This is a genomic window from Collinsella sp. TF10-11AT (assembly GCF_003437565.1).
Classification (GTDB): Bacteria; Actinomycetota; Coriobacteriia; order Coriobacteriales; family Coriobacteriaceae; genus Collinsella.
The window spans coordinates 1-20048 of record NZ_QSQW01000018.1 but is presented as its reverse complement, the minus strand read 5'-3'; the positions used below and the strand labels follow the sequence as shown (position 1 = coordinate 20048).

Sequence of the window (20048 nt, the reverse complement as noted above, 5' to 3'; positions counted from 1 at the left end):
TCGATAATCGCCTTCAATCGTCCCTTGCCAAGCGCTGGCCTCGCTTACAATCTGCTCCGACATTCGCGCGCCGCCCGGCGCTTAAGAGGGGAGGGCCCCATGGCAAACGAGATCTGGACCATCAAGCGTTGTCTCGAGTGGACCAAGGAGTACCTGGCCGAGCGCGGCGAGGAGCATCCCCGTCTTTCTGCCGAGTGGCTGCTGTGCGCGGCCACGGGCCTGGCGCGTATCGACTTGTATATGCGCATGGACGAGACGCTTAACGCGGCCCAGCTCGAGACCATGCACGCGGCCGTCGTTCGTCGCGCCAAAGGCGAGCCGCTGCAGTACATCACCGGCAGCACGCAGTTTCGCATGATTGACGTCGCGTGCGCTCCCGGTGTGCTCATTCCGCGCCCCGAAACCGAGATGCTCGTCGAGGAAGTCCTCAATTATCTGGATGCCGAGGTGCTGAGCCCCGAGGCCGCTGCCCGTCAGCGTGTTGAGCTGCCTTGGAACGATGAGGTCGAGCAGGCCCGCAAAGCTGAGGCGGCGCTGGCCGACGAACGCGCGACCGCCGAGCGCCGTGCTGCCAACCTGACGGCCGCCGATGAGGCTGCGCTGGGTAGCGACGTGCTCGGTAGCCGCGCCTATGCCGAGGAGCTTGCCGATCGCGAGGCCGAGGAAGCCGCCGCGCAAGCAGCAGAAGCCGAAGCCGCAAAAGCCGCCGAGCCCGAGCTCGACGAATACGACATCGCCATCGAGGGCGCCGACCAGGAGACGGTTTCAGCTCAGGATGCCGCTGTGCCTGCCCCAGCCGAGCCCCGCACTGCCCGCGTTCTCGAGGTCGGCTGCGGCACGGGCTGTATCTCGCTCTCGATCGCCTGGGAGCGTCGCGGCCACGTCACCTGCACTGCTACCGATATCGAGCCGCGCGCCATCGACCTTGCTACCAAAAACCGCGATGCGCTTGGTCTCGCGTCCGACGAGGTCGCCTTCAGCCTCACGAACCTGGTGAGCTCCATTCCCCGTGAAGAGTGGGGCACCTTTGACGTACTCGTCTCCAACCCGCCCTACATCCCCACCGATGTCATGCGCTCGCTGCCGCACGAGGTCAAGGACTTTGAGCCCGATCTGGCGCTCGAGGGTGGCGCCGACGGCCTCGATATCTTCCGCCGCCTGCTCAACGCGGCGCCCTACATGTTGCGCGCTGGCGGCCTCTTTGCCTGCGAGCTCTACGAGGGCGCGCTCGACGCTGCGGCCGAGCTCTGCCGCCAAGCGGGTCTGTCGGACGTGCGCATCGTCCACGACCTCACCGATCGCCCCCGCATCGTCCGAGCCATCGTCACCGAGCCCAAACAGCGCCAGTAATATTTATTAACTGGTTAGCAAAAATTATAAATTAGTTTATAATTAGGACGGCTGAAAGAGGTCGGCCCATGCAACCTCCTACCTTTCGGGAAATCATTGCCCTACTCAAGCACGATGGATTCGTGAAGGTCGCGCAAGTCGGTAGTCATGCTAAGTATGTTTCTGGTGACCGTGTTGTCACCGTGAACGGCTCTGGTGGTGATCGACCAAAGAAGGGCACGTGGGCAAGTATTCGTCGCCAAGCTGGATGGTAGTTGGAGGCAAAATGAGGCAGCGATTTACCTATGACTGCGTTCTCATAAAAGAAGACGACGGTTACTGCGCCAGCTTCCCGCAGATTCCCGGCGCCTTTGCCGATGGCGATACGCGCGAAGACGCGATTGCCCATGCCACCGAGGCACTGATGGCGTTTTTGGCCGACGACCTCAACAACGGTTTGACTCCGGCGGGGTACGAACGCTCGGCCGAGGTCGTGGCCCTTTCAGTCGAAATCGACCACGAGGACGCTCGGGAAGCGGCGTGCCGAACATTTAAAGACGCAGCGCTGGACCTCAAAGTCTCCGCTCCGCGGATTACCGCGCTGGTCAAAGCCGGAAAGCTCGATGTTGAACTCGTCGACGGCCGTCGGATGATAACGATAGACAGCATCGAGCGCTACGCCGCCCAAGAACGCCACGCCGGCAGGCCAAAGAAGTTCGTCGCAGTCCAATAACCCCCTCACTTTCACCGACTACTAGAGCCGCTCACCAAACCAACATGCGCTCTGGGCAAATAGGTTGAACGTTTCGTGCGAGAATGCCCCACAGTAAACAAACTTGCACCAGAGCGTAAGGGGCTGGCATACACATGCAGACGGTCTATCGGGTATACGAGGGAACGCGCGAGCCGCATCGGCTTGCCGTCGAGCGCACGGCCGAGGTGCTCGGCCGCGGCGGCCTGGCTTTGATCCCGACCGAGACCGTCTACGGTGTCGCCGTGGCAGTCAACGCCTTCTCGGACGCCGTGCCCCAAGATACAAGCGAATTCCCATCGTGGCCGCGCGATCCGCAGGCTGCCGTCAATGGCGCCGCAGTTCCTGCGCTCGGCACCGGCTATCGCCGTATCTTCACTCTCAAGCAACGTGAACTCACGCAAACCGTCGCTTGGCTGGTCGATGGCGTCGAAGCACTCGACCGCTATGGCGTGGATATCCCGGAAGAGGCCCGCGTGCTTGCCCGACGATGCTGGCCGGGCGCCCTGACTATCGTGGTCAAGGCGGCCCCCTGCGTGCCGACCTTTATGCGCGCCGCCGACGACACGGTGGCACTTCGCGCTTCGGCCTCGCCCGTGGTGCAGGCGCTCATCCGCGCCTGCGGCAGCCCTCTTGCCTGCACCAGCGCTAACACGCATGGCGCGCCCTCGCCGGCAAGCTTTGCCGCCGTCGAGGGTCGCATCCTGGAGGGGGTCGATGTTGCCGTCGACGCCGGTGAGACCCCGTGTCGCGACGCCTCGACCATCGTGTCGTTCCAGCACGGCGGGCTCCAGATCCTGCGCCAAGGCGCACTTCCCGCATCAGAGATCGAACGGGTCCTGTCCGACCCGATGCAATAGAAAGGTGTAAGCGATGTCGTTGAATCTGGGCAGCCTGGGCATGGAAGATGCCTCGTTTAACTTTGGCGGTTCCTACATCATGGCGCTCGACTGCGGCACCACCTCGGTACTTGCGACCATCGTCGACGAGTACGGATGCATCGTCGCGCAGGCACGTCGCAGCGTCAAAACCAGTTTTCCGCGTCCCGGTTGGGTGGAGCAAGACCCCATGGCGGTCCTTGCCAGCCAGATCGCCGTCATGATGGAAGTCCAGTTTAAGAGCGGTATCCACTCCGACCGCATTGCCGCCATCGGCATCTCCAACCAGCGCGAGACCACGGTGGTCTGGGACCGCGTGAGCGGTCAGCCGATCTATAACGCCATCGTGTGGCAGTGCCGCCGTACCGCGCCGGCAATCGACGCGTTGGTTGAACAGGGTTGCGAGGAGCTGGTGCGCTCCCGCACGGGACTCACGCTCGACCCGTATTTCTCGGCCTCCAAGGTGCAGTGGATTCTCGACAACGTCGACGGCGCACGCGAAAGCGCGGCGGCGGGCGACCTCATGTTTGGCACCATCGACACCTGGCTCATCTACAACCTCACCGGCGGCCAGGTCTTTGCCACCGACTACACCAATGCCAGCCGCACGGCACTCTTTAATATCCATACGCTCGATTGGGACGACGACCTGCTGGCACTCTTTGACGTTCCACGTTCCATGATGCCCGAGGTTCGCTGGAGCTCGGGCGACTACGGCCGCGTCGCGAGCGACATCATGACCAACATGCCGCCCATCATGGGCGTGGCGGGTGACCAACAGGCGTCGCTGTTCGGCCACTGCTGTTTCCGTCCCGGCCAGACCAAAAACACCTATGGCACGGGTTGCTTTATGCTCATGAACACCGGCGACGAGATCGTCGAATCCAAGAATGGCCTGGTCTCCACCATCGGTATCGCTGCGGACGGCAAAGTCAGCTATGCGCTCGAGGGCTCTATTTTTGCCGCCGGCTCAACGATGAACTGGCTTCGCAACAACATGGGCATCATCTCGAGCGTGAGCGAGTCGGCACAACTCGCTGCTTCGATTAGCGACAACGAGGGCTGCTACTTCGTTCCCGCCTTTGCGGGTTTGGGTGCTCCCTGGTGGGACCCGCATGCTCGCGGTATCGTGTGCGGTCTGACCGGCGCCTCGAGCCGTGCGACCATCGTACGTGCCGCCTGCGAATCCATGGCATATCAGAGCTACGACGTGCTGCGCGCCATGGAGCAGGACGTGGGGCTTTCGATTGAGCGCCTGTCTGTCGATGGCGGTGCCTCGCGCAACGAGTTCATCATGCAATTCCAGGCCGACCTGCTGGATATCCCCGTGCTGCAATGCGAGACGGTGGAGACCACGGCAATCGGTGCCGCGTACTTGGCGGGTCTTGCCGTCGGCTATTGGGAAGACCTGGAAGAGCTGGAGCAAAATGCCCAGATCGTTAGGACCTTCCTTCCCCACATGTCCGCCGAGCGCCGCGAGCAAAACCTTGCGGGCTGGCGTGATGCAGTCAGGCGCTCGCTCAGCACCTCACAGTAGGGCTGCGATGGGCTGCTCGATACAACAAACCGCTAAACTAATGCATGGCGTGCGGCGGCAACATTGCTGCGCGCCTTGTCAGCAAGGCCGTTTTGCGGCCGCAACGAAAGGGGCAATCAATCCATGACCGTCACCTACGATGCGTCCCGTGTGACGCTTGTCGATCACCCGCTCGTCCAGCACAAGCTGTCGATCCTGCGCGACAAAAACACCGGCACCAACCAGTTCCGCCAGCTCGTGCGCGAACTCGCGCTTTTTGACGGCTACGAGGCCATGCGCGACCTGCCTATGGAAGACGTCGAGGTCGAGACCCCCATCACTACCGCCACGTTCAAACAGCTTGCCGGCAAGAAACTCGCCATCGTGCCCATCCTGCGTGCGGGCCTTGGCATGGTCGACGGCATCCTCGACCTGGTGCCCTCCGCTCGCGTGGGTCACATCGGCATGGAGCGCGACGAGGTCACCCACGAGCCGCACGAGTATTACTGCAAGATGCCCAAGGATATCGACCAGCGCATCTGCCTGGTCGTCGACCCCATGCTTGCCACGGGCGGTTCGGCCGAGATGGCCATCAGCTACCTGCGCGAGCGCGGTGTCAAGGACATCCGCATGCTGTGCATCGTCGCGGCCCCCGAGGGCCTCAAGTCGCTGACCGAGAAGGACCCAGATGTGCATATCTATACCTGCGCCATCGACGACCATCTCAACGAGGCTGCCTACATCGTTCCCGGCCTCGGCGACGCCGGCGACCGCATCTACGGCACGCTCTAGTCGCTGGGCTAAACGGCCGCGGCTGCAAATACGAAGAAACGGTGCGCGCGGACGAACAAAAGGCGACCGCGCGCACTCCTGTTAACGGACGTTTTGCCCTGCAGGGTTCGAGAAAAACGTATTACCGTACCTGCGGCATAAAGAAGGTCTTAAGAAAACGAACAGGTGCGTATTAACCGATGCTTTTTCGGTTGTACTTTAGCGATTGGCTCGTACAATAGTCACCAATGTTTGGCGGGAACTGTTCTGTGAAGCGTTAAAAAGGAAAGTGAGGACGCCAGTGTTTCAGATAGCCGATCTGCTCGCTATCGTTGCAGGCGCCATCGCGGGCGCAATTGCCTTCCTTCCCTTTGTCTTTACGCTCAAGCCGGTTCTTGACGATAAACAGAATGCGGACATGCTCAAGGGTATGGTGAGTCTGGCGGTCTCGGCAATCGCCCTGCTCGTCTTTACCTTGGTTGTGTTTGTGTTGTTCGGAGAGGCATTTCGCATGTTCCTCCTGGGCGAGGCGATCGGCTTCGTGGCCTTTATGGCCGCCTGCGCGGTTCGTGTCGCCAAGGCGCTGCGAGATCCTCATGAGGTCGAAAGGTAAGTCGTGGAAATTTTTGAAAAGCTGCCTGATGAGATTAATCATCTGGTCAGCGAGTTCAGCTCCACCCCTGTCGTGGGCGATCTGAGCTGCGGCATCACGCAGTACTCGTTTTGGCTGATCGTCTCCACGATCGTGCTCCTGATCGTCCTGGCCGTGTTCAAGAAGAAGCAGACCCTGGTTCCCAAGGGCTTCTTCGTCAACGGTTTCGAGTACATCATCGAGTACGTCGAGAACGATATCGGCAAGGGTGTCGTGGGTGAGAACTGGAAGAAGCACTTCCCGTTCCTGTGCTCGCTTTTCCTGTTCATCCTGATCAATAACATGATCGGCCTGATTCCGGGAATGAAGCCCGGCACCGGCGCAATCGGCTCCACCGCCGCGCTCGCCATTTTCGCCTTCGTGTACTTCATCTACTACGGATGCAAGGCTCACGGCGTGATCGGCTACATCAAGAGCCTCGCCCCGCAGGGCGTGAGCTTCCCGATGAACGTGCTCGTGTGGGTCGTCGAGCTTTTCTCGACCTTCCTGCGCCTCATCACGCTCGCCGTCCGTCTGTTCTGCAACATGTTCGCAGGACACGTGGTCATGGGCTCGTTCGCCATCATGGCGAGCATGTTCATGCAGCCGCTGCTTCAGCAGGTTTCCGCGGCCCACGCCGTTGGCGCCCTGCCTTCGCTGGCCTGGCTTGCCATCCTCATCCTGATCTATGCGATCGAGCTTGTGGTCGGCGCCATCCAGGCTTACGTCTTCACGGTCCTTACCGCCGTGTATGTCTCCGAGGCAGAGGAGGTCGCGGAGGAGGAGTAGTCTTCCGTTCGCGCCTTAAAGGTAAGGTAATTCGTTAAACCGCCGGTGCCCGTACCCATGGAGCCCGGCAGTTATAAAAAGGTTATCCTGCGTGAAATAAGACACGCACGACAAAGGAGGAATCGTGGGAGTTATCGGTTACGGTCTCGGTGTTATCGGCGCTGGTCTTGCTATCGGCCTGTCTGCTCTGGGTGCTACGGGTGCTATGGCCCGTCAGCCTGAGGTCCAGGGCCGCGTGTTCACCGTCTTCATTATGGGCTCCGCCTTCGGCGAGGCTCTGGCTCTGATCGGCTTCGTTGTCGCGCTGATCGTTAAATAGCACGGAGCGTCAAGTATGAATCTTTCATCCCAGAAGAGCGCGATCGCACTCTCCGCGTCCGCGGCCGCGCTGCTCATGCCGGTTTCCGCGTTCGCCGAGGACGGCGCTGCCGGTGCGGACATCCTCATCCCTAAGATGGCGGAGTTCATCCCGGCGCTTATCGCCTTCCTGATTATCTGGATCGTGCTGGCCAAGGTCGCCCTGCCGGGCATCATGAAAACCATGGAGGAGCGCGGCAAGAAGATCGAGGAGAGCCTCGACGAGGCCGAGAAGACCAAGCAGGAGGCTATCGCCAAGCGCGCTGAGTCCGACTCGATCGTCACCGACGCCCGTCGTCAGGCTGCCGACATCGTTCTCGAGGCCCGTAAGGACGCCGAGTCCGAGCGCGCCCGTATCATCGAGGCTGCTCACAAGGAGGCCGAGGAGATCATCGCCAAGGCCCATACGACCGTCGAGGACGAGCGCAAGTCCATTTACGCCGGTGCCGCGAGCTCCATCGCCGACCTGTCCGTTGCCGTCGCCACCAAGATCGTGGGCGAGGCACTCGAGGACGATGCCGAGCAGAAGAAGCTCATCGAGCGCTACATCCAGGAAGCAGGTAGCCTGAATGCCGACTAGCCGCTATCAGGACAAGGTGCTCGAGACCTACGCGCGCTCCCTTCTGGAAGCCGCTAAGGCCGAGAACCATGTGTTCGAGGACCTCGAGATGATCGAGCGCTTGGCTTCTGCCAGCCCCGAGATCATCGCCGTGCTCGACACCATGTCCAAGCGCGACCAGCTCGACCTTCTTCCCAAGGTGGCAGCTGCCTTTAAGTATGTTGCCGAGGAAGACGAGGATGTAGTGGGCGTGACCGTCACCACGGCGATCCCGCTCGACGACGAGCTGCGTCAAACCATCACTAAGAAATGCGAGCAGGACTTCGGCCGCAAGGTATTCCTTATCGAGCAGGTCGACCCGTCTATCGTGGGCGGCCTGGTGCTCGAGGCCCGCGGCGAGCGTCGTGATATTTCCGTCAAGACGCAGCTGCGCATCGCGCAGGAGACCCTCGCAAACTCTGCTAATTCGTACGGAGGTGAAGCCTAATGTCCGAAACCCTCAATGCCCAGGATATCGCCAAGAAACTGCAGGAGCAGCTCACGAGCCTCTCCGCGACGGTCGATACGCATGAGGTTTCAACGGTCGACGAGGTAGGCGACGGCATCGCGCGCGTCTCCGGCCTCAAGAGCGCCATGGCAGGCGAGCTTCTGGAGTTCAAGAGCTCCGATACCGGTGAGACCGTCTTCGGCCTTGCCCAGAACCTTGACCGTGACGAGGTCGGCGCCGTTCTGTTCGGTGCCGTCGACTCCATCAAGGAAGGCGACGAGTGCCGCACCACTGGCCGCATTATGGATATCCCCGTGAGCCGCGCCATGCTCGGCCGCGTCGTCAATCCGCTCGGCCAGCCCATCGACGGCCTAGGCGACATCGTCGCTACGCACCGTCGCCCCATCGAGTTCAAGGCCCCCGGCGTCATCGACCGTACCCCGGTGTGCGAGCCGGTTCAGACCGGTCTGCTCGCTATCGACTCCATGGTGCCTATTGGCCGCGGTCAGCGTGAGCTCATCATCGGCGACCGTAAGACCGGTAAGACCGCCATCGCCATCGACGCTATTCTCAACCAGCGCGGCAAGGGCATGGTCTGCATCTATGTCGCCATCGGCCAGAAGGCCTCCACGGTTGCCAACATCCGCGAGACCCTCGCTCAGCACGGTGCGCTCGACTACACCATCATCGTTTCGGCCACCGCTGCCGATTCCGCCCCTATGCAGTACATCGCGCCTATGGCCGGTGCCGCTATCGGCGAGTTCTTCATGTACAACGGCGAGGACGGCAAGCCCGCCAGCGAGACCAACCCCGGCGGCCACGTGCTCGTCATCTACGACGACCTGTCCAAGCAGGCTGTGGCCTACCGTCAGATGTCGCTGACGCTGCATCGTCCGCCCGGACGCGAGGCCTATCCTGGCGACATCTTCTACCTGCACTCTCGTCTGCTCGAGCGTGCCGTCAAGATGTCCAAGAAGAACGGTTACGGCTCCATGACGGCACTGCCGATCATCGAGACCCAGGACGGCGACGTCTCGGCCTACATTCCGACCAACGTCATTTCCATTACCGATGGTCAGATCTACCTGCAGTCCGAGCTCTTCTTCCAGGGTCAGCGCCCGGCAGTCGACGTGGGCATCTCCGTGTCCCGCGTCGGTGGCGATGCGCAGACCAAGGCCATGAAGCAGGTCGCCGGCAACCTCCGTCTGGACCTCGCTTCGTACCAGGAGCTCGCTGGCTTTACGCAGTTCGGCTCCGACCTCGACGAGGCTACTCAGAAGCAGCTGACCCATGGTGCTCGCATGACCGAGCTCCTGAAGCAGCCGCGTTACAAGCCGTTTGAGGTTGGCGAGCAGATCGTTACGCTGTTCGCTGGCAACGAGGGCTTCCTGGATGACCTGGAGATCGCCGACGTGCTGCCCTTCCGTGCCGAGCTCATCGAGTACATGGACAATGGCTTTGGCTCGCTGCTCGACAAGGTTCGCGCCAAGAAGATCGATGATGACACCAAGGCTGAGCTCTTGCGCGTCATCGGCGACTTCAAGCAGCAGTTCATGGCCAAGCACCATTCGGATGTTTCTGGATCAGAGGAGAACTAAGCCCCATGGCCAACCTTCGCGACATTAAGAAGCGAATCTCCTCGGTTACCACGACCAAGCAGATCACGCGCACGATGGAGATGGTCTCTACGGCCAAGATCCGTCGTGCCCTCGATCGCTCCAAGCAGGCCGAGCCCTATAAGGAGGCGCTGACCGACGTCATGTTGACGGTCGCCGGCGACGCCTCCTGTTCGGGCACCGATCCCATGCTGCAGAAGCATGAGAGCGTCAAGCATGGCCTGATTGTCGTTATTGCCTCGGACCGCGGCCTTGCCGGCGGTTTCAATACGACGGTGGAGCGCACGGCCGAAAAGCTCGCCGCTTCTTGGGCGAACGACGGCATCGAGTGCGAGATCATCGCGTGCGGGCGTAAGCCGGCCACGTATTTCCGTGACCGCGCAAACGTTGTCATGCACTTTGAGGGCAACTCCTCTGAGCCCGATTTCAATCAGGCCCGCATGATTTCCTCTCATATCTGCGATGCGTATCGTGCCGGTGAGCTTGACCGTGTCGAGCTTGTCTACCACCACGCCAAGAACCGCGTGGATCAGGAGCTTCGCGTCGAGCATCTGTTGCCGCTCGACCCCGAGATGATCGCTATGGCCCACGGTCCGCGTAAGAACGAGACCGACGCCCCTAAGCGCATCTCGTCCACGTTCGAGTTCGTGCCCTCTCCTGAGCATGTTCTCGGCAAGCTTGTGCCGTCTTATATCCTGACGGTCATCTACCAGGCCCTGATCGATTCGGCGGCTGCCGAGCAGGGTGCACGCCGCAAGGCCATGCACTCCGCGACGGAAAACGCCACCGCGATCATCTCGACCCTTACCCGCACGTATAGTCGCGTGCGCCAGGCTTCGATCACGACCGAGATTAACGAGATCGTCGGCGGAGCCTCAGCATTGGAGGAACAGTAATGGCTAATAACACCGTAAAGCTTGCGGTCGAGGAAGCCACCAAGAAGACGACTGCCGGTGATGGTCGCATCGTGCGTATCATCGGCCCTGTCGTCGACGTCAAGTTTGACGGCGCGGTGCCCCCGATCTACAACGCGCTCACGGTCGAGGCCGAGACCCCGATCGGTCATCTGAGCACGATCCTCGAGGTCGAGAGCCAGCTTCCGGGCGGCGTCGTCCGCACGGTCGCCATGTCCTCGACCGACGGCCTGCAGCGCGGCCTCATCGCTACCGATACCGGTGAGCCCATGAAGATGCCCGTTGGTCCCAAGACGCTCGGTCGCATTTGGAACGTCATGGGCAAGCCCGTCGACGGCAAGCCCATGCCCGAGGTGGAGGAGTTCTACCCCATCCACCATGCAGCGCCCCGCTTTGACGAGCTCACCACCAAGACCGAGATCTTCGAGACCGGCATCAAGGCCGTCGACCTGCTCGAGCCCTACATCCGTGGCGGCAAGACCGGCCTGTTCGGCGGCGCCGGCGTTGGCAAGACCGTTCTGATTCAGGAGCTCATCAACAACCTCGCCCAGGAGCACGGCGGCACCTCGGTGTTCACCGGCGTCGGCGAGCGTACCCGCGAGGGCACCGACCTTTATCTCGAGATGAGCGAGTCTGGCGTTATCGACAAGACCTGCTTGGTCTATGGTCAGATGAACGAGCCGCCTGGAGCGCGTCTGCGCATCGGTCTGGCTGGCCTTACCACCGCTGAGTACTTCCGCGATCGCGGCCAGGACGTTCTGCTGTTCATCGACAACATCTTCCGCTTCTCCCAGGCCGGTTCCGAGGTTTCCGCACTGCTGGGTCGTATGCCGTCCGCCGTCGGTTACCAGCCTACGCTGGCTACCGAGATGGGTGACCTCCAGGAGCGCATTACCTCGACCAAGACGGGTTCCATTACCTCCGTCCAGGCTGTCTACGTCCCTGCAGACGACCTGACCGACCCGGCGCCTGCCACGACGTTTACGCACCTGGACGCCACTACGGTTCTTTCGCGTAGCATTTCGTCGCTCGGTTTGTTCCCGGCTATCGACCCGCTCGCGTCTTCCTCCGACGCTCTCGATCCCTCGATCGTCGGCGAGGAGCACTACCGTGTCGCCGTCAAGGTCCAGGAGCTCCTGCAGGAGTACTCCGACCTTCAGGACATCATCGCCATTCTGGGTATGGACGAGCTGTCCGAGGAGCAGCGCCTTACGGTCAACCGTGCCCGTAAGATCCAGCAGTTCCTTTCCCAGTCCTTCCACGTCGCCGAGAAGTTCACCGGCAACCCCGGTGTCTACGTCCGCGTCGAGGATACCGTCCGCTCCTTCGCCGAGATTGTTGACGGCAAGGCCGATGACCTGCCCGAGCAGGCATTCCGCTATGCTTCCACGATTGAGGACGTGCGCGAGCGCGCCCGCAAGATGGGGGAGAAGTAGGTTATGCGTATCCGCATCGTGTGCCCCGTGAGCTGCGCCTATGAGGGCGACGCTGCGTTTGTGTCGATTCCGTCCACGGATGGTGAGTTTGGCGTTCTGCCTGCTCACTCCAGCGAAATCTGCACAATCGACCGCGGTTACGTTCGCGTTTCCGATAAGGCCATGGGCACTGTCGACCACACGTTTGCCGTGGCCGGCGGCTATGCCCAGGTTGCGGACGATGTCGTGACCGTCCTCGCCGAGCGCGCTTGCGATTTGGCGACCGTCGACGCCGATAAGGTTAAAGCTGATATTCAAGGTTTTGAAGAGAAGCTGGGTAATTTGTCGGAGGATGATGCACGCCGCGCCTACCTCTATAATGAAATCGCATGGTGTAAGCTCAAGCTTGCCCAATAGTCAAACGTTTTAGCGTTCGACCATTTGCGAACACATCATGCCCGGGATGGCCCAGCCACCCCGGGCATGCTTTTTGAAAGGGTAGACCTTGGATATTATCCGCGTTGAGGGTGGCCACGCCATCGGAGGTTCCGTGCCTGTTTCGGGCGCCAAGAACTCCGCGCTCAAACTCATGGCGGCAACGCTTCTGGCGCCGGGCAAGACGACGCTGCAGAACGTGCCTGATATTTCCGATGTCCACGTGATGGGCAAGGTGCTCAAGGGTATGGGCGCCACGATCGATGTTCTCGACGAGCACACGCTCGAGATCGATACCTCCCAGGTCGATTCTTGGGAGGCGCCCTACGAGCTCGTTGCCAAGATGCGTGCTTCCACCGCCGTGATGGGACCCCTGCTGGGCCGTTTCCATCGCGCCAAGATCGCCATGCCCGGCGGCTGCAACCTGGGCGCTCGCAAGATCGATATGCATATCTTGGGTCTTGAGGCCTTGGGCGTTGAGTTCGATACCGCCCACGGCTATATCAACGCCAATGCGCCTCAGGGCCTGCGCGGTACCACCGTCACGCTCGAGTTTGCCAGCGTCGGTGCAACCGAGAACCTCATCATGGCCTCTGTGCGCGCACAGGGCACCACGGTTATCGACAATGCCGCCCGCGAGCCCGAGATCGTCGATCTCGCTAACATGCTCAACGAGATGGGCGCCAAGATTGTTGGCGCCGGTACGCCCGTCGTGACTATCGAAGGCGTGGAAGAGCTCCATCCCGTTATCCATCGCGTGGTGGGCGACCGCATCGAGGCCGGTACCTTTATCGTCGCCGGTGCGTTGATGGCGGACGATCGCGGTGTCGATGTCACGGGCTTTTGCCCCATTCATTTGGGCATGGTGCTCAAGAAGATGGAGCTCATGGGTATCGACTGCGAGCGCGTCGAGGATGGCGTCCATGTGAACCGTGCCGAGCGTATCAAGCCGGTCGACATCCAGACGCTTCCGTTCCCCGGTTTCCCGACCGACATGCAGGCGCAGATTATGGTGCTCTCCGCCCTTGCCGACGGCAGTTCCGTTATTACCGAGAACATCTTCGAGAATCGCTTTATGTTTGCCTCTGAGCTGGTGCGCATGGGTGCCGACATTCGTATCGAGAGCCATCATGCCATGATTCATGGCGTCAAGGGCTTCTCGGGTGCACAGGTTACCTCGCCCGATCTGCGCGGCGGAGCGGCCCTCGTCGTAGCGGGCTTGATCGCCGACGGGACGACCGAGGTTTCGGCTATCCATCACATCAAGCGCGGCTACGAGCAGTTTGTCGAAAAGCTGCAGGCGCTCGGCGCGCATGTCGAGCATGCTACCGTCCCCGATCCCGTCATCTACTAATACAGGTTGCCTATGTTTAATAAAAAGCCCCTCGCAGATACCACCACCCGAAGACCCTCAACTGGTGCGCAGGCCAAGATCTACAGTCGCGATAACGTGGCTCGCTATTCCGAGCGCGCTCGCCAACGTCGTCGTAGCCACACGATTCGTCACGTCGCGCTCATTGTCGTGCTTGGCGTGCTGTTGAGTGCCACTACCGCTGCCGGCCTGTGGTTTGCCACCATTATGGGCAAGCTCGGCGATTCTAATGTCATTACCGACAATCTGCGTCGGGTTCTGGTTGACACCGATGAGGCAAAGGATCCGTTCTACGTGCTGCTTCTTGGTACCGACGGCCGTCCGGGCGAGGATACGTATCGTGCCGACTCGATTATCCTGGCACGCATCGACCCCACGCAAAAGCAGGCGACGCTCATTTCCGTTCCGCGCGACACCAAGGTCGAGTACAAGGGCGAGACCATGAAGATCAACGCCTGCCATACCGTTGGCGGCGCCGAGGCCATGGTCGAGGCGGTCAACGAGCTGTGCGGTGTTCAGATTTCCCACTATGCCGAGGTCAGCTTCGACGGTATGCAGGCGCTGATTGATTCGGTTGGCGGTATCGACATTAACGCAACCGATGATGTTGACGACCCCGAGCACCTGGATATTAAGATTACCGCTGGCCAGCAGCATATGGACGGTGCCACCGCCCTTACCTATGCCCGCTGCCGCTACACCTATGCCGACGGCGATTACACGCGCATGCGCCACCAGCGTCAGGTGCTTGGCGCCCTTGCCAACCAGATTCTCAATAACTTCGATGCCACGAAGATCTTTGGCCTGGTTAATTCGCTGTCCGATATGCTCGTAACCGATATGAGCGTTCAGGATATCGTGGCTACGGTCAACGCCATGCGCGGTATGGATGTCGACGGTATCTACTCGGCCAACCTGCCCTCGTACGCCGACGACAGCACCATGATCGACGGTGTGAGCTACGTCTTTGTCTACGAGGACGAGCTCAAGGAAATGATGGAGCGCGTCGATGCTGGCAAGGATCCCAAGGGTCCCAACACCATGGGTCTTTCCGACGGTTCCAGCTCTACGATCGGCGACCTGAACAACAACACGTCTGACGATTACGCAAACGGTACCGCAACCTCATCGGTCAGCTCTGACGATTCCGATGACTCAAGCGATTCGAGCGATTCGGACTACTACGAAGAGCCCACCGGCGACGGCAACGGCTACGAGGCCAATTATTAGGGTTACGCGGGCTTACCAGCCCGCGTAACCAGTTGACGCTGCAAACCCGCCAGAGCGGCAATCTGCCTTTCAACTTCGGCGGCATGATCAAAAGATCAATGCCGCCTCGTTTCAAGGCACCTTGCTCGCTCTGGCGGGTTTTCGCTGTCGTTGCCAAAACATCGGCGTTGCCTTGGTCCGGACTAGTCGTTGGGTAGTCATTGGGGACGTTTTTAAACGACTAGTCAAACAAGAACCTCCCCAATGACTACCCACAAAGCGAGAGTGGATGTCGTCATTTTGCGGCACTTGGGGACGTTCCTTTTGTGCCGGCAGTTTGGGACACTCCTTGCGTTAAGAGGCTGGCGTGCGTCAACCTGTTCTCATTGCAGCAAAAAATCGCCCCGTTCTTGGTTGAGGACGGGGCGATTCGTCTTTTTGACTTGTGCAGCCAGGCTTATGCAAAGCGGGCGACGAGCTCCTGGAGCACGTCGGTCATCTTGACGAGCGAACTGACCGGGACGAATTCGTTGACGCCGTGGTAGCAATAGCCGCCGGTGGAAAGGTTGGGGCAGGGCAGACCGCGGAACGACAGCTGCGCGCCGTCGGTGCCGCCGCGAATCGGCAGCACTTGGGGCTCAACGCCGCAGGCAAGGTAGGCTTCCTTGGCAACATCAATAAGCTCGGGAAAGTCACAAACGATCTCGGCCATATTTCGATACTGCTGCTTAATCTCGACTGTCACGCGCTCCTCACCCAGACGCTGGTTGAGCATCGAGGCGGCGGCATCAATAAGGTCGAGTTTCTGCTGGAACTTGGCGGCGTCATGGTCGCGGACGATATAGCGCGCTGTGGCGTGATCGACGGTCGCAGATACACCCTCAAGGTGATAAAAGCCCTCGTAGCCTTCCGTATACTCCGGACGCTGCACGTAGGGGAGCAACGCGTTGAAGTCGCAGAACAGATTGCCTGCGTTGACCATACGGCCCTTAGCGTCGCCCGGGTGGATGGACTGGCCCTCAAAGCAGACAGTCGCCTCGGCGGCGTTAAAGCACTCCCACTCCAGCTCGCCGATGGGGCCGCCGTCGACCGTGTAGGCGTACTTGCAGCCAAAGGTATCGATATCCAGCAGCTCGGCTCCGTGGCCGATCTCCTCGTCAGGGCAGAAGCAAATGCCGAGTGCGGGATGGGGCAGAGAAGGGTCCTGAGCGATACGCGCGACAAGTGACATGATCTCGGCGACGCCTGCCTTGTCGTCCGCGCCCAGCAGCGTGGTGCCATCGCTGCAGACCAGGTCCTCACCCGCGAGGTCATTCAGGGCGGGAAGCTTGGCGGTACTCATGGCAACGGGCTTACCGTCAACCGTGCCGCAGACCAGGTCGCCGCCTTCGTAGTGTACGATGTGCGGCTTCACGCCGGCGCCCGGTGCAACTTCGGTGGTGTCGAGATGGGCGATCAGGCCCAGGGCGGGCTTGTCCTCAGCGCCCGCACTTGCGGGGATATGCGCGCAGACATAGGCGTGCTCGGTCACGTGGGCATCTTCCGCACCAAGCTCGCGCAGCTCTTCAGCCAGCACGTTGGCAAGGTCAAACTGAACGGTGCTCGAAGGTACCTGGTCGCAGTTTGCATCCTCGGACTGCGTGTTGATCTGGACGTAGCGCAAAAAGCGCTCGAGGACATCGGGGTTCGTGGTGGTGTTTTCCATAAAGACCGCTCCAATCTTGGTCGTCGTGTGCAACAAGAACTCTAGCACGGTATGCCACGGCATACCGCGACGCTTGGATGGGGTAGAATCAGCCATTGAATGCAGAAGGGACGGAAGATCATGGATACGACAAATAGCTCGCGCGAACTACATCTGACGGTGGCGAACGAAGACTACTTGGAGTGCATGGTTCGCATTGAAAGCGAAGAGGGGGAAACCAACGGCGTGCGATCGGTCGACATCGCGCAGCGCCTTGGCGTCTCCAAGGCATCGGTCAATAAAGCGGTTTCGGCGCTCAAGGCATCCGAGCTTGTCGAGCAATCGCACTACGGCAAGGTAGTCCTGACCGATCGCGGCCGCGAGGTTGGCACGGCTATCTGGTACCGTCATCGCCTCGTCCGCACGTTTTTGGTTCAGGAGCTCGGTGTCGAATTTGAGCGAGCCGATTCCGAGGCCTGCATGATGGAGCATGCGCTATCCGAGGACACGATGAACCGCTGGCTCGCCTATCTCGAAAAGCAGGGAATCAGCGTCGAGGAATAGCGGGATATATATGGATACGAGTTATTACAATCGCTTTGGTGCCGAGGAACTTACGCGCCGCTTGTCGAGCGAGACCTTGTTGGCGCAGGGCCCCATGGGCAGTGTTCTGTTGAGTGAGTACGACGCCGCCGATATTCCACCGGCGTTTTGGAATCTGGCAGAGCCGCAGACCGTTTCTCGTATCCATCGCTTGTATGTCGCCGCCGGCGCGCAGGTACTCATTACCAATACCTTTCAGGCATCAAGCTATGCCCTCAAGCACGACCAGATTGCGCCGTCCGTGGCGGAGGTCAATCGCGGGGCCGTCGACGATGCCCGCCAGGCGCACCCTCAGCTGCTGCTGGGCTCGATGGGTCCGATCGGTATTGAGTGGTTTGCCGAGGACTCGGCCGAGTTTCGTGAGATCCGAGGCATTGCGCGCGAACAGGCGCACGCCTTGCTCAATGCTGGTGTTGACGGTCTGCTGATCGAGACGGTGACGTCTATCCGTAATTTGCAGCCCATGCTTGCCGGCGCCCGAGATGCCGCCGACGGCATGCCTGTTCTGGTGAGTTTTGTCGTTGACGATAAGGGCGACCTGTTGGGCGATGGCCTCAACATCGAGGCAGCCGTTTTGTACGCCGAAAAACACGGCGCAAACTCGGTTGGTGTTAATTGCTGTTCGCTTGCGGCCGCGAACGCGGCGGTGCCCAGGATGGTTGCATCGGCGACTACTCCCGTCACGGTGCGTCCCAACGTGGGCGATCCGGTCCAGACTCAGGATGGCCCCGTATGGCACGAGAACCCCGAAGCTTTCGCGCGCGCATGCATCGAATGGAGACATGCCGGTGCCGCAATGGTGGGCAGTTGCTGTGGAACCACGGCAATCACTACGGCAGCGATGGCCGAGGCGCTCGATATATAAAGGGCAAAACCGCTCCATACGGGGCGGTTTTTTTATTGCCTGCATGTCCTCGGCAGCATTTGCCCAAATGGTGAATGCTGGTGCCGGCAGGTTGCCGAGCGTGTATCGCGGGTATACCTCATGCGTACCATGATCCAAACACTGTGAGGTGTCTGCGCGTGTGCGCGATAATTCATTTTGGAACTGACGGTTGGCGCGCTCGCGTCGATGAGGACTTCACTGCCGATAACGTTGCCCGTATCGCCGATGCCGTCGGCGAGTTGTGGCAAAAGACCAATCCGGGCAAAACGGTATATATAGGGTTCGACACTCGGCCCCTGGCGCGCGAGTTCGCTGAGCTTGCGGCGGGTGTGCTAGCAGCGCACGGGCTAGACGCCGTGCTCGCTTCGCGACCTGTTCCGACCCCTGCCCTTACGTGGGCGGCGGCTTATGACGGTGAGGCGTGCGGCGCGCTCATGGTGACGGGGTCCCATCATCCGCAGGGTTATCTGTGTCTCAAGATTCGCATGGGTGACGGCTCGACCGCCAACCAGGATGTCATCGAAGAGCTCGAAGAGACCATGGCTCCCGAGCCAATGGGGATCGAGGGGCAATATCGCACCGCGGATATCATTCCTGACTATATGCAAGCGGTGGCATCGTTTGTCGATGCCGAAGCCATCCGCGCCGCGCACCTGCGCGTGGTTGTTGACCCCATGGGCGGCGCAGCCCAGGGCTATCTAGCCGACTTGCTGCGCGAGCTTGGCGTTGAGGTGCACGAGATTCACGCCGGGCAGGCGCCTGACCAAGAAGATATCTGCCCCGACCCCGTTGAGCCGTGGGTGGACGCTTGCGAGCATACGGTTATCGAGGACGGAGCTTGCGCTGGCCTGGTGACCGACGGCGACGCCGACCGTATCGGCGCGGTTGACGAGCGCGGCAGATATATACATCCGCATCAGATCATGGCGCTCGTTTTGGGCGACTTGGTTCAATTTCGTAATTTGGAGGGACGCGTCGTCGTCAATCTTTCGTGCTCGACGCTCGTGCGTCGCATTGCCGAGGCGCTTGGCTGCCGCGTGACCGTCAAACCAGTCGGTTTCAAATATATAGCGGCAGAGATGAAGAAGGGTGGCGTCCTCATAGGCGGCGAGGAAGCCGGTGGTATCGGCATCGCCGCGCATATGCCCGAGCGCGATGGAATCCTCGCCTGTCTGATTCTGTGTGAGCTTATGGCAAAGACGGACGCGCCTTTGGGCGTTCTGGTCGACCAACTCGAGGACAGTTTTGGTAAGACGAGTTACGGTCGACGCGATTTGCGCCTTGAGGCCGAAGATGCCGAAACGTTACGAACCCTGCTGCCGGGCGTAAACCCCAAGTCGATTTGTGGCAAGGTGCCGCAAAACGTTAGTCATATGGATGGCTTGCGTTTAGCATTCGAGGATGACACGTGGCTGCTGGTCCGTCCTAGCGGGACCGAACCAGTGGTGCGCGTCTACGCCGAGGGGTTCTCGGTGGAAGAACGTGATGAGTTGCTCGATGCTGGCTGTGCTTTAGCTAGGGGAACGTATCCGCTTTAACCATGAGACTGCCTTATATAAAGAGATGCTCGGTGAGCGGTAGTTAACGGCTGGCAAACGTTAGTCGGATCCCAAATTGTGTAGGAAATGTGTACGCCCAGATTCCCGCCCCCGGCGCCCCTCCGGTCTGGCAATATATCTCCTTGCCGCGCGGCCCGGTCGGACCGGATCAGCCGCAAAGCGTGCACCTTGAGAACCGGATACTGCGAGGATGGACACATTCAGTGTCGCATCCGGGCAGACATCGAACCATTTGAAATGGTCTAACTTGGATTTGTTTTTCGCAAGGCCGCCGAGAGGCGGCCCCG

At 60.4% G+C, this 20048-nt stretch carries 21 protein-coding genes; 20 read left to right on the top strand and 1 reads right to left on the bottom strand.

From position 1 onward, the window contains the following. The first annotated feature begins 99 nt into the window (after positions 1-99). The 17 genes from DXC99_RS09725 (at position 100) to DXC99_RS09645 (ending at position 15050) form a co-directional block, all read left to right on the top strand. Positions 100-1350 carry a HemK/PrmC family methyltransferase gene (locus DXC99_RS09725; protein WP_117630041.1) on the top strand — a complete coding sequence of 417 codons (1251 nt, stop codon included), beginning with the start codon at positions 100-102 and terminating at the stop codon, positions 1348-1350. Between the two features lie 68 nt (positions 1351-1418). Continuing rightward, positions 1419-1604, top strand: a complete 186-nt coding sequence (locus DXC99_RS10645) for a type II toxin-antitoxin system HicA family toxin (RefSeq protein ID WP_089573106.1) — start codon at positions 1419-1421, stop codon at positions 1602-1604. Continuing rightward, positions 1571-2062, top strand: coding sequence for a type II toxin-antitoxin system HicB family antitoxin (locus DXC99_RS09715; protein ID WP_147329360.1), 492 nt, complete (start codon positions 1571-1573; stop codon positions 2060-2062). Before DXC99_RS10645 ends, DXC99_RS09715 begins: the two co-directional genes overlap by 34 nt. Before the next feature lie 134 nt (positions 2063-2196). After that, positions 2197-2940: an L-threonylcarbamoyladenylate synthase gene (locus DXC99_RS09710; RefSeq protein ID WP_117630040.1), complete on the top strand. Its 744-nt coding sequence runs from the start codon at positions 2197-2199 to the stop codon at positions 2938-2940. Positions 2941-2953: 13 nt separating this feature from the next. Next, on the top strand, positions 2954-4495 hold the full coding sequence (gene glpK / locus DXC99_RS09705; RefSeq protein WP_117630039.1) for a glycerol kinase GlpK: 1542 nt from the start codon (positions 2954-2956) through the stop codon (positions 4493-4495). Positions 4496-4618: 123 nt separating this feature from the next. Beyond that, positions 4619-5266: a uracil phosphoribosyltransferase gene (gene upp, locus DXC99_RS09700; RefSeq protein ID WP_040359658.1), complete on the top strand. Its 648-nt coding sequence runs from the start codon at positions 4619-4621 to the stop codon at positions 5264-5266. 280 nt (positions 5267-5546) lie between these two features. Continuing rightward, positions 5547-5858 carry a hypothetical protein gene (locus DXC99_RS09695; protein WP_035138788.1) on the top strand — a complete coding sequence of 104 codons (312 nt, stop codon included), beginning with the start codon at positions 5547-5549 and terminating at the stop codon, positions 5856-5858. A 3-nt stretch (positions 5859-5861) separates the two neighbouring features. Further along, positions 5862-6665 carry a F0F1 ATP synthase subunit A gene (gene atpB / locus DXC99_RS09690; RefSeq protein WP_022094263.1) on the top strand — a complete coding sequence of 268 codons (804 nt, stop codon included), beginning with the start codon at positions 5862-5864 and terminating at the stop codon, positions 6663-6665. Between the two features lie 124 nt (positions 6666-6789). Further along, positions 6790-6984, top strand: coding sequence for an ATP synthase subunit C (locus tag DXC99_RS09685; RefSeq protein WP_022094262.1), 195 nt, complete (start codon positions 6790-6792; stop codon positions 6982-6984). A gap of 15 nt (positions 6985-6999) precedes the next feature. Next, complete coding sequence (gene atpF / locus DXC99_RS09680; protein ID WP_006235712.1) at positions 7000-7602, top strand: F0F1 ATP synthase subunit B; 603 nt, start codon at positions 7000-7002, stop codon at positions 7600-7602. Then, the gene (locus tag DXC99_RS09675) at positions 7592-8068 is read left to right on the top strand and encodes a FoF1 ATP synthase subunit delta (RefSeq protein WP_006235713.1); all 477 of its coding nucleotides are present in this window, start codon (positions 7592-7594) and stop codon (positions 8066-8068) included. Before atpF ends, DXC99_RS09675 begins: the two co-directional genes overlap by 11 nt. Further along, positions 8068-9666: a F0F1 ATP synthase subunit alpha gene (gene atpA, locus DXC99_RS09670; protein WP_035138794.1), complete on the top strand. Its 1599-nt coding sequence runs from the start codon at positions 8068-8070 to the stop codon at positions 9664-9666. The genes DXC99_RS09675 and atpA overlap by 1 nt, the downstream gene beginning before the upstream one ends. A 5-nt stretch (positions 9667-9671) precedes the next feature. Next, positions 9672-10580, top strand: coding sequence for an ATP synthase F1 subunit gamma (gene atpG / locus DXC99_RS09665; protein ID WP_006235716.1), 909 nt, complete (start codon positions 9672-9674; stop codon positions 10578-10580). Then, the gene (gene atpD, locus DXC99_RS09660) at positions 10580-12034 is read left to right on the top strand and encodes a F0F1 ATP synthase subunit beta (protein ID WP_055286334.1); all 1455 of its coding nucleotides are present in this window, start codon (positions 10580-10582) and stop codon (positions 12032-12034) included. Before atpG ends, atpD begins: the two co-directional genes overlap by 1 nt. Before the next feature lie 3 nt (positions 12035-12037). Next, positions 12038-12430 (top strand): ATP synthase F1 subunit epsilon, encoded by a 393-nt coding sequence (gene atpC / locus DXC99_RS09655; RefSeq protein ID WP_117630038.1) that lies wholly within the window; start codon positions 12038-12040, stop codon positions 12428-12430. 88 nt (positions 12431-12518) lie between these two features. Continuing rightward, positions 12519-13802 carry a UDP-N-acetylglucosamine 1-carboxyvinyltransferase gene (gene murA / locus DXC99_RS09650; RefSeq protein ID WP_089573101.1) on the top strand — a complete coding sequence of 428 codons (1284 nt, stop codon included), beginning with the start codon at positions 12519-12521 and terminating at the stop codon, positions 13800-13802. Positions 13803-13814: 12 nt separating this feature from the next. After that, a complete protein-coding gene (locus tag DXC99_RS09645; protein ID WP_089573100.1) occupies positions 13815-15050 on the top strand; it encodes an LCP family protein in 1236 nt (411 codons plus the stop codon). 436 nt (positions 15051-15486) lie between these two features. Here DXC99_RS09645 and pepT read toward each other — a convergent pair whose 3' ends face one another. Further along, entirely contained in the window at positions 15487-16734 is a 1248-nt protein-coding gene (gene pepT / locus DXC99_RS09640) for a peptidase T (RefSeq protein ID WP_117630037.1), read from the bottom strand. 120 nt (positions 16735-16854) lie between these two features. Between pepT and DXC99_RS09635 the strand changes: the two genes are divergently transcribed. From DXC99_RS09635 to DXC99_RS09625, 3 genes are all read left to right on the top strand, one after another. Then, the gene (locus DXC99_RS09635; RefSeq protein ID WP_089573098.1) at positions 16855-17277 is read left to right on the top strand and encodes a metal-dependent transcriptional regulator; all 423 of its coding nucleotides are present in this window, start codon (positions 16855-16857) and stop codon (positions 17275-17277) included. 10 nt (positions 17278-17287) lie between these two features. Continuing rightward, positions 17288-18181, top strand: coding sequence for a homocysteine S-methyltransferase family protein (locus tag DXC99_RS09630; RefSeq protein ID WP_055252635.1), 894 nt, complete (start codon positions 17288-17290; stop codon positions 18179-18181). Positions 18182-18339: 158 nt separating this feature from the next. Continuing rightward, positions 18340-19740 carry a phosphoglucomutase/phosphomannomutase family protein gene (locus DXC99_RS09625; RefSeq protein WP_117630036.1) on the top strand — a complete coding sequence of 467 codons (1401 nt, stop codon included), beginning with the start codon at positions 18340-18342 and terminating at the stop codon, positions 19738-19740. Positions 19741-20048 lie beyond the last annotated feature (308 nt).

Excerpts from the sequence above, each read along its gene's own strand:
- DXC99_RS09725 (WP_117630041.1), top strand. The coding sequence starts at position 100 with ATGGCAAACGAGATCTGGACCATCAAGCGTTGTCTCGAGTGGACCAAG.
- DXC99_RS10645 (WP_089573106.1), top strand. The coding sequence starts at position 1,419 with ATGCAACCTCCTACCTTTCGGGAAATCATTGCCCTACTCAAGCACGAT.
- DXC99_RS09710 (WP_117630040.1), top strand. The coding sequence starts at position 2,197 with ATGCAGACGGTCTATCGGGTATACGAGGGAACGCGCGAGCCGCATCGG.
- glpK (WP_117630039.1), top strand. The coding sequence starts at position 2,954 with ATGTCGTTGAATCTGGGCAGCCTGGGCATGGAAGATGCCTCGTTTAAC.
- upp (WP_040359658.1), top strand. The coding sequence starts at position 4,619 with ATGACCGTCACCTACGATGCGTCCCGTGTGACGCTTGTCGATCACCCG.
- atpF (WP_006235712.1), top strand. The coding sequence starts at position 7,000 with ATGAATCTTTCATCCCAGAAGAGCGCGATCGCACTCTCCGCGTCCGCG.
- DXC99_RS09675 (WP_006235713.1), top strand. The coding sequence starts at position 7,592 with ATGCCGACTAGCCGCTATCAGGACAAGGTGCTCGAGACCTACGCGCGC.
- atpA (WP_035138794.1), top strand. The coding sequence starts at position 8,068 with ATGTCCGAAACCCTCAATGCCCAGGATATCGCCAAGAAACTGCAGGAG.
- atpG (WP_006235716.1), top strand. The coding sequence starts at position 9,672 with ATGGCCAACCTTCGCGACATTAAGAAGCGAATCTCCTCGGTTACCACG.
- atpD (WP_055286334.1), top strand. The coding sequence starts at position 10,580 with ATGGCTAATAACACCGTAAAGCTTGCGGTCGAGGAAGCCACCAAGAAG.
- atpC (WP_117630038.1), top strand. The coding sequence starts at position 12,038 with ATGCGTATCCGCATCGTGTGCCCCGTGAGCTGCGCCTATGAGGGCGAC.
- DXC99_RS09645 (WP_089573100.1), top strand. The coding sequence starts at position 13,815 with ATGTTTAATAAAAAGCCCCTCGCAGATACCACCACCCGAAGACCCTCA.
- pepT (WP_117630037.1), bottom strand. The coding sequence starts at position 16,734 with ATGGAAAACACCACCACGAACCCCGATGTCCTCGAGCGCTTTTTGCGC.
- DXC99_RS09635 (WP_089573098.1), top strand. The coding sequence starts at position 16,855 with ATGGATACGACAAATAGCTCGCGCGAACTACATCTGACGGTGGCGAAC.
- DXC99_RS09630 (WP_055252635.1), top strand. The coding sequence starts at position 17,288 with ATGGATACGAGTTATTACAATCGCTTTGGTGCCGAGGAACTTACGCGC.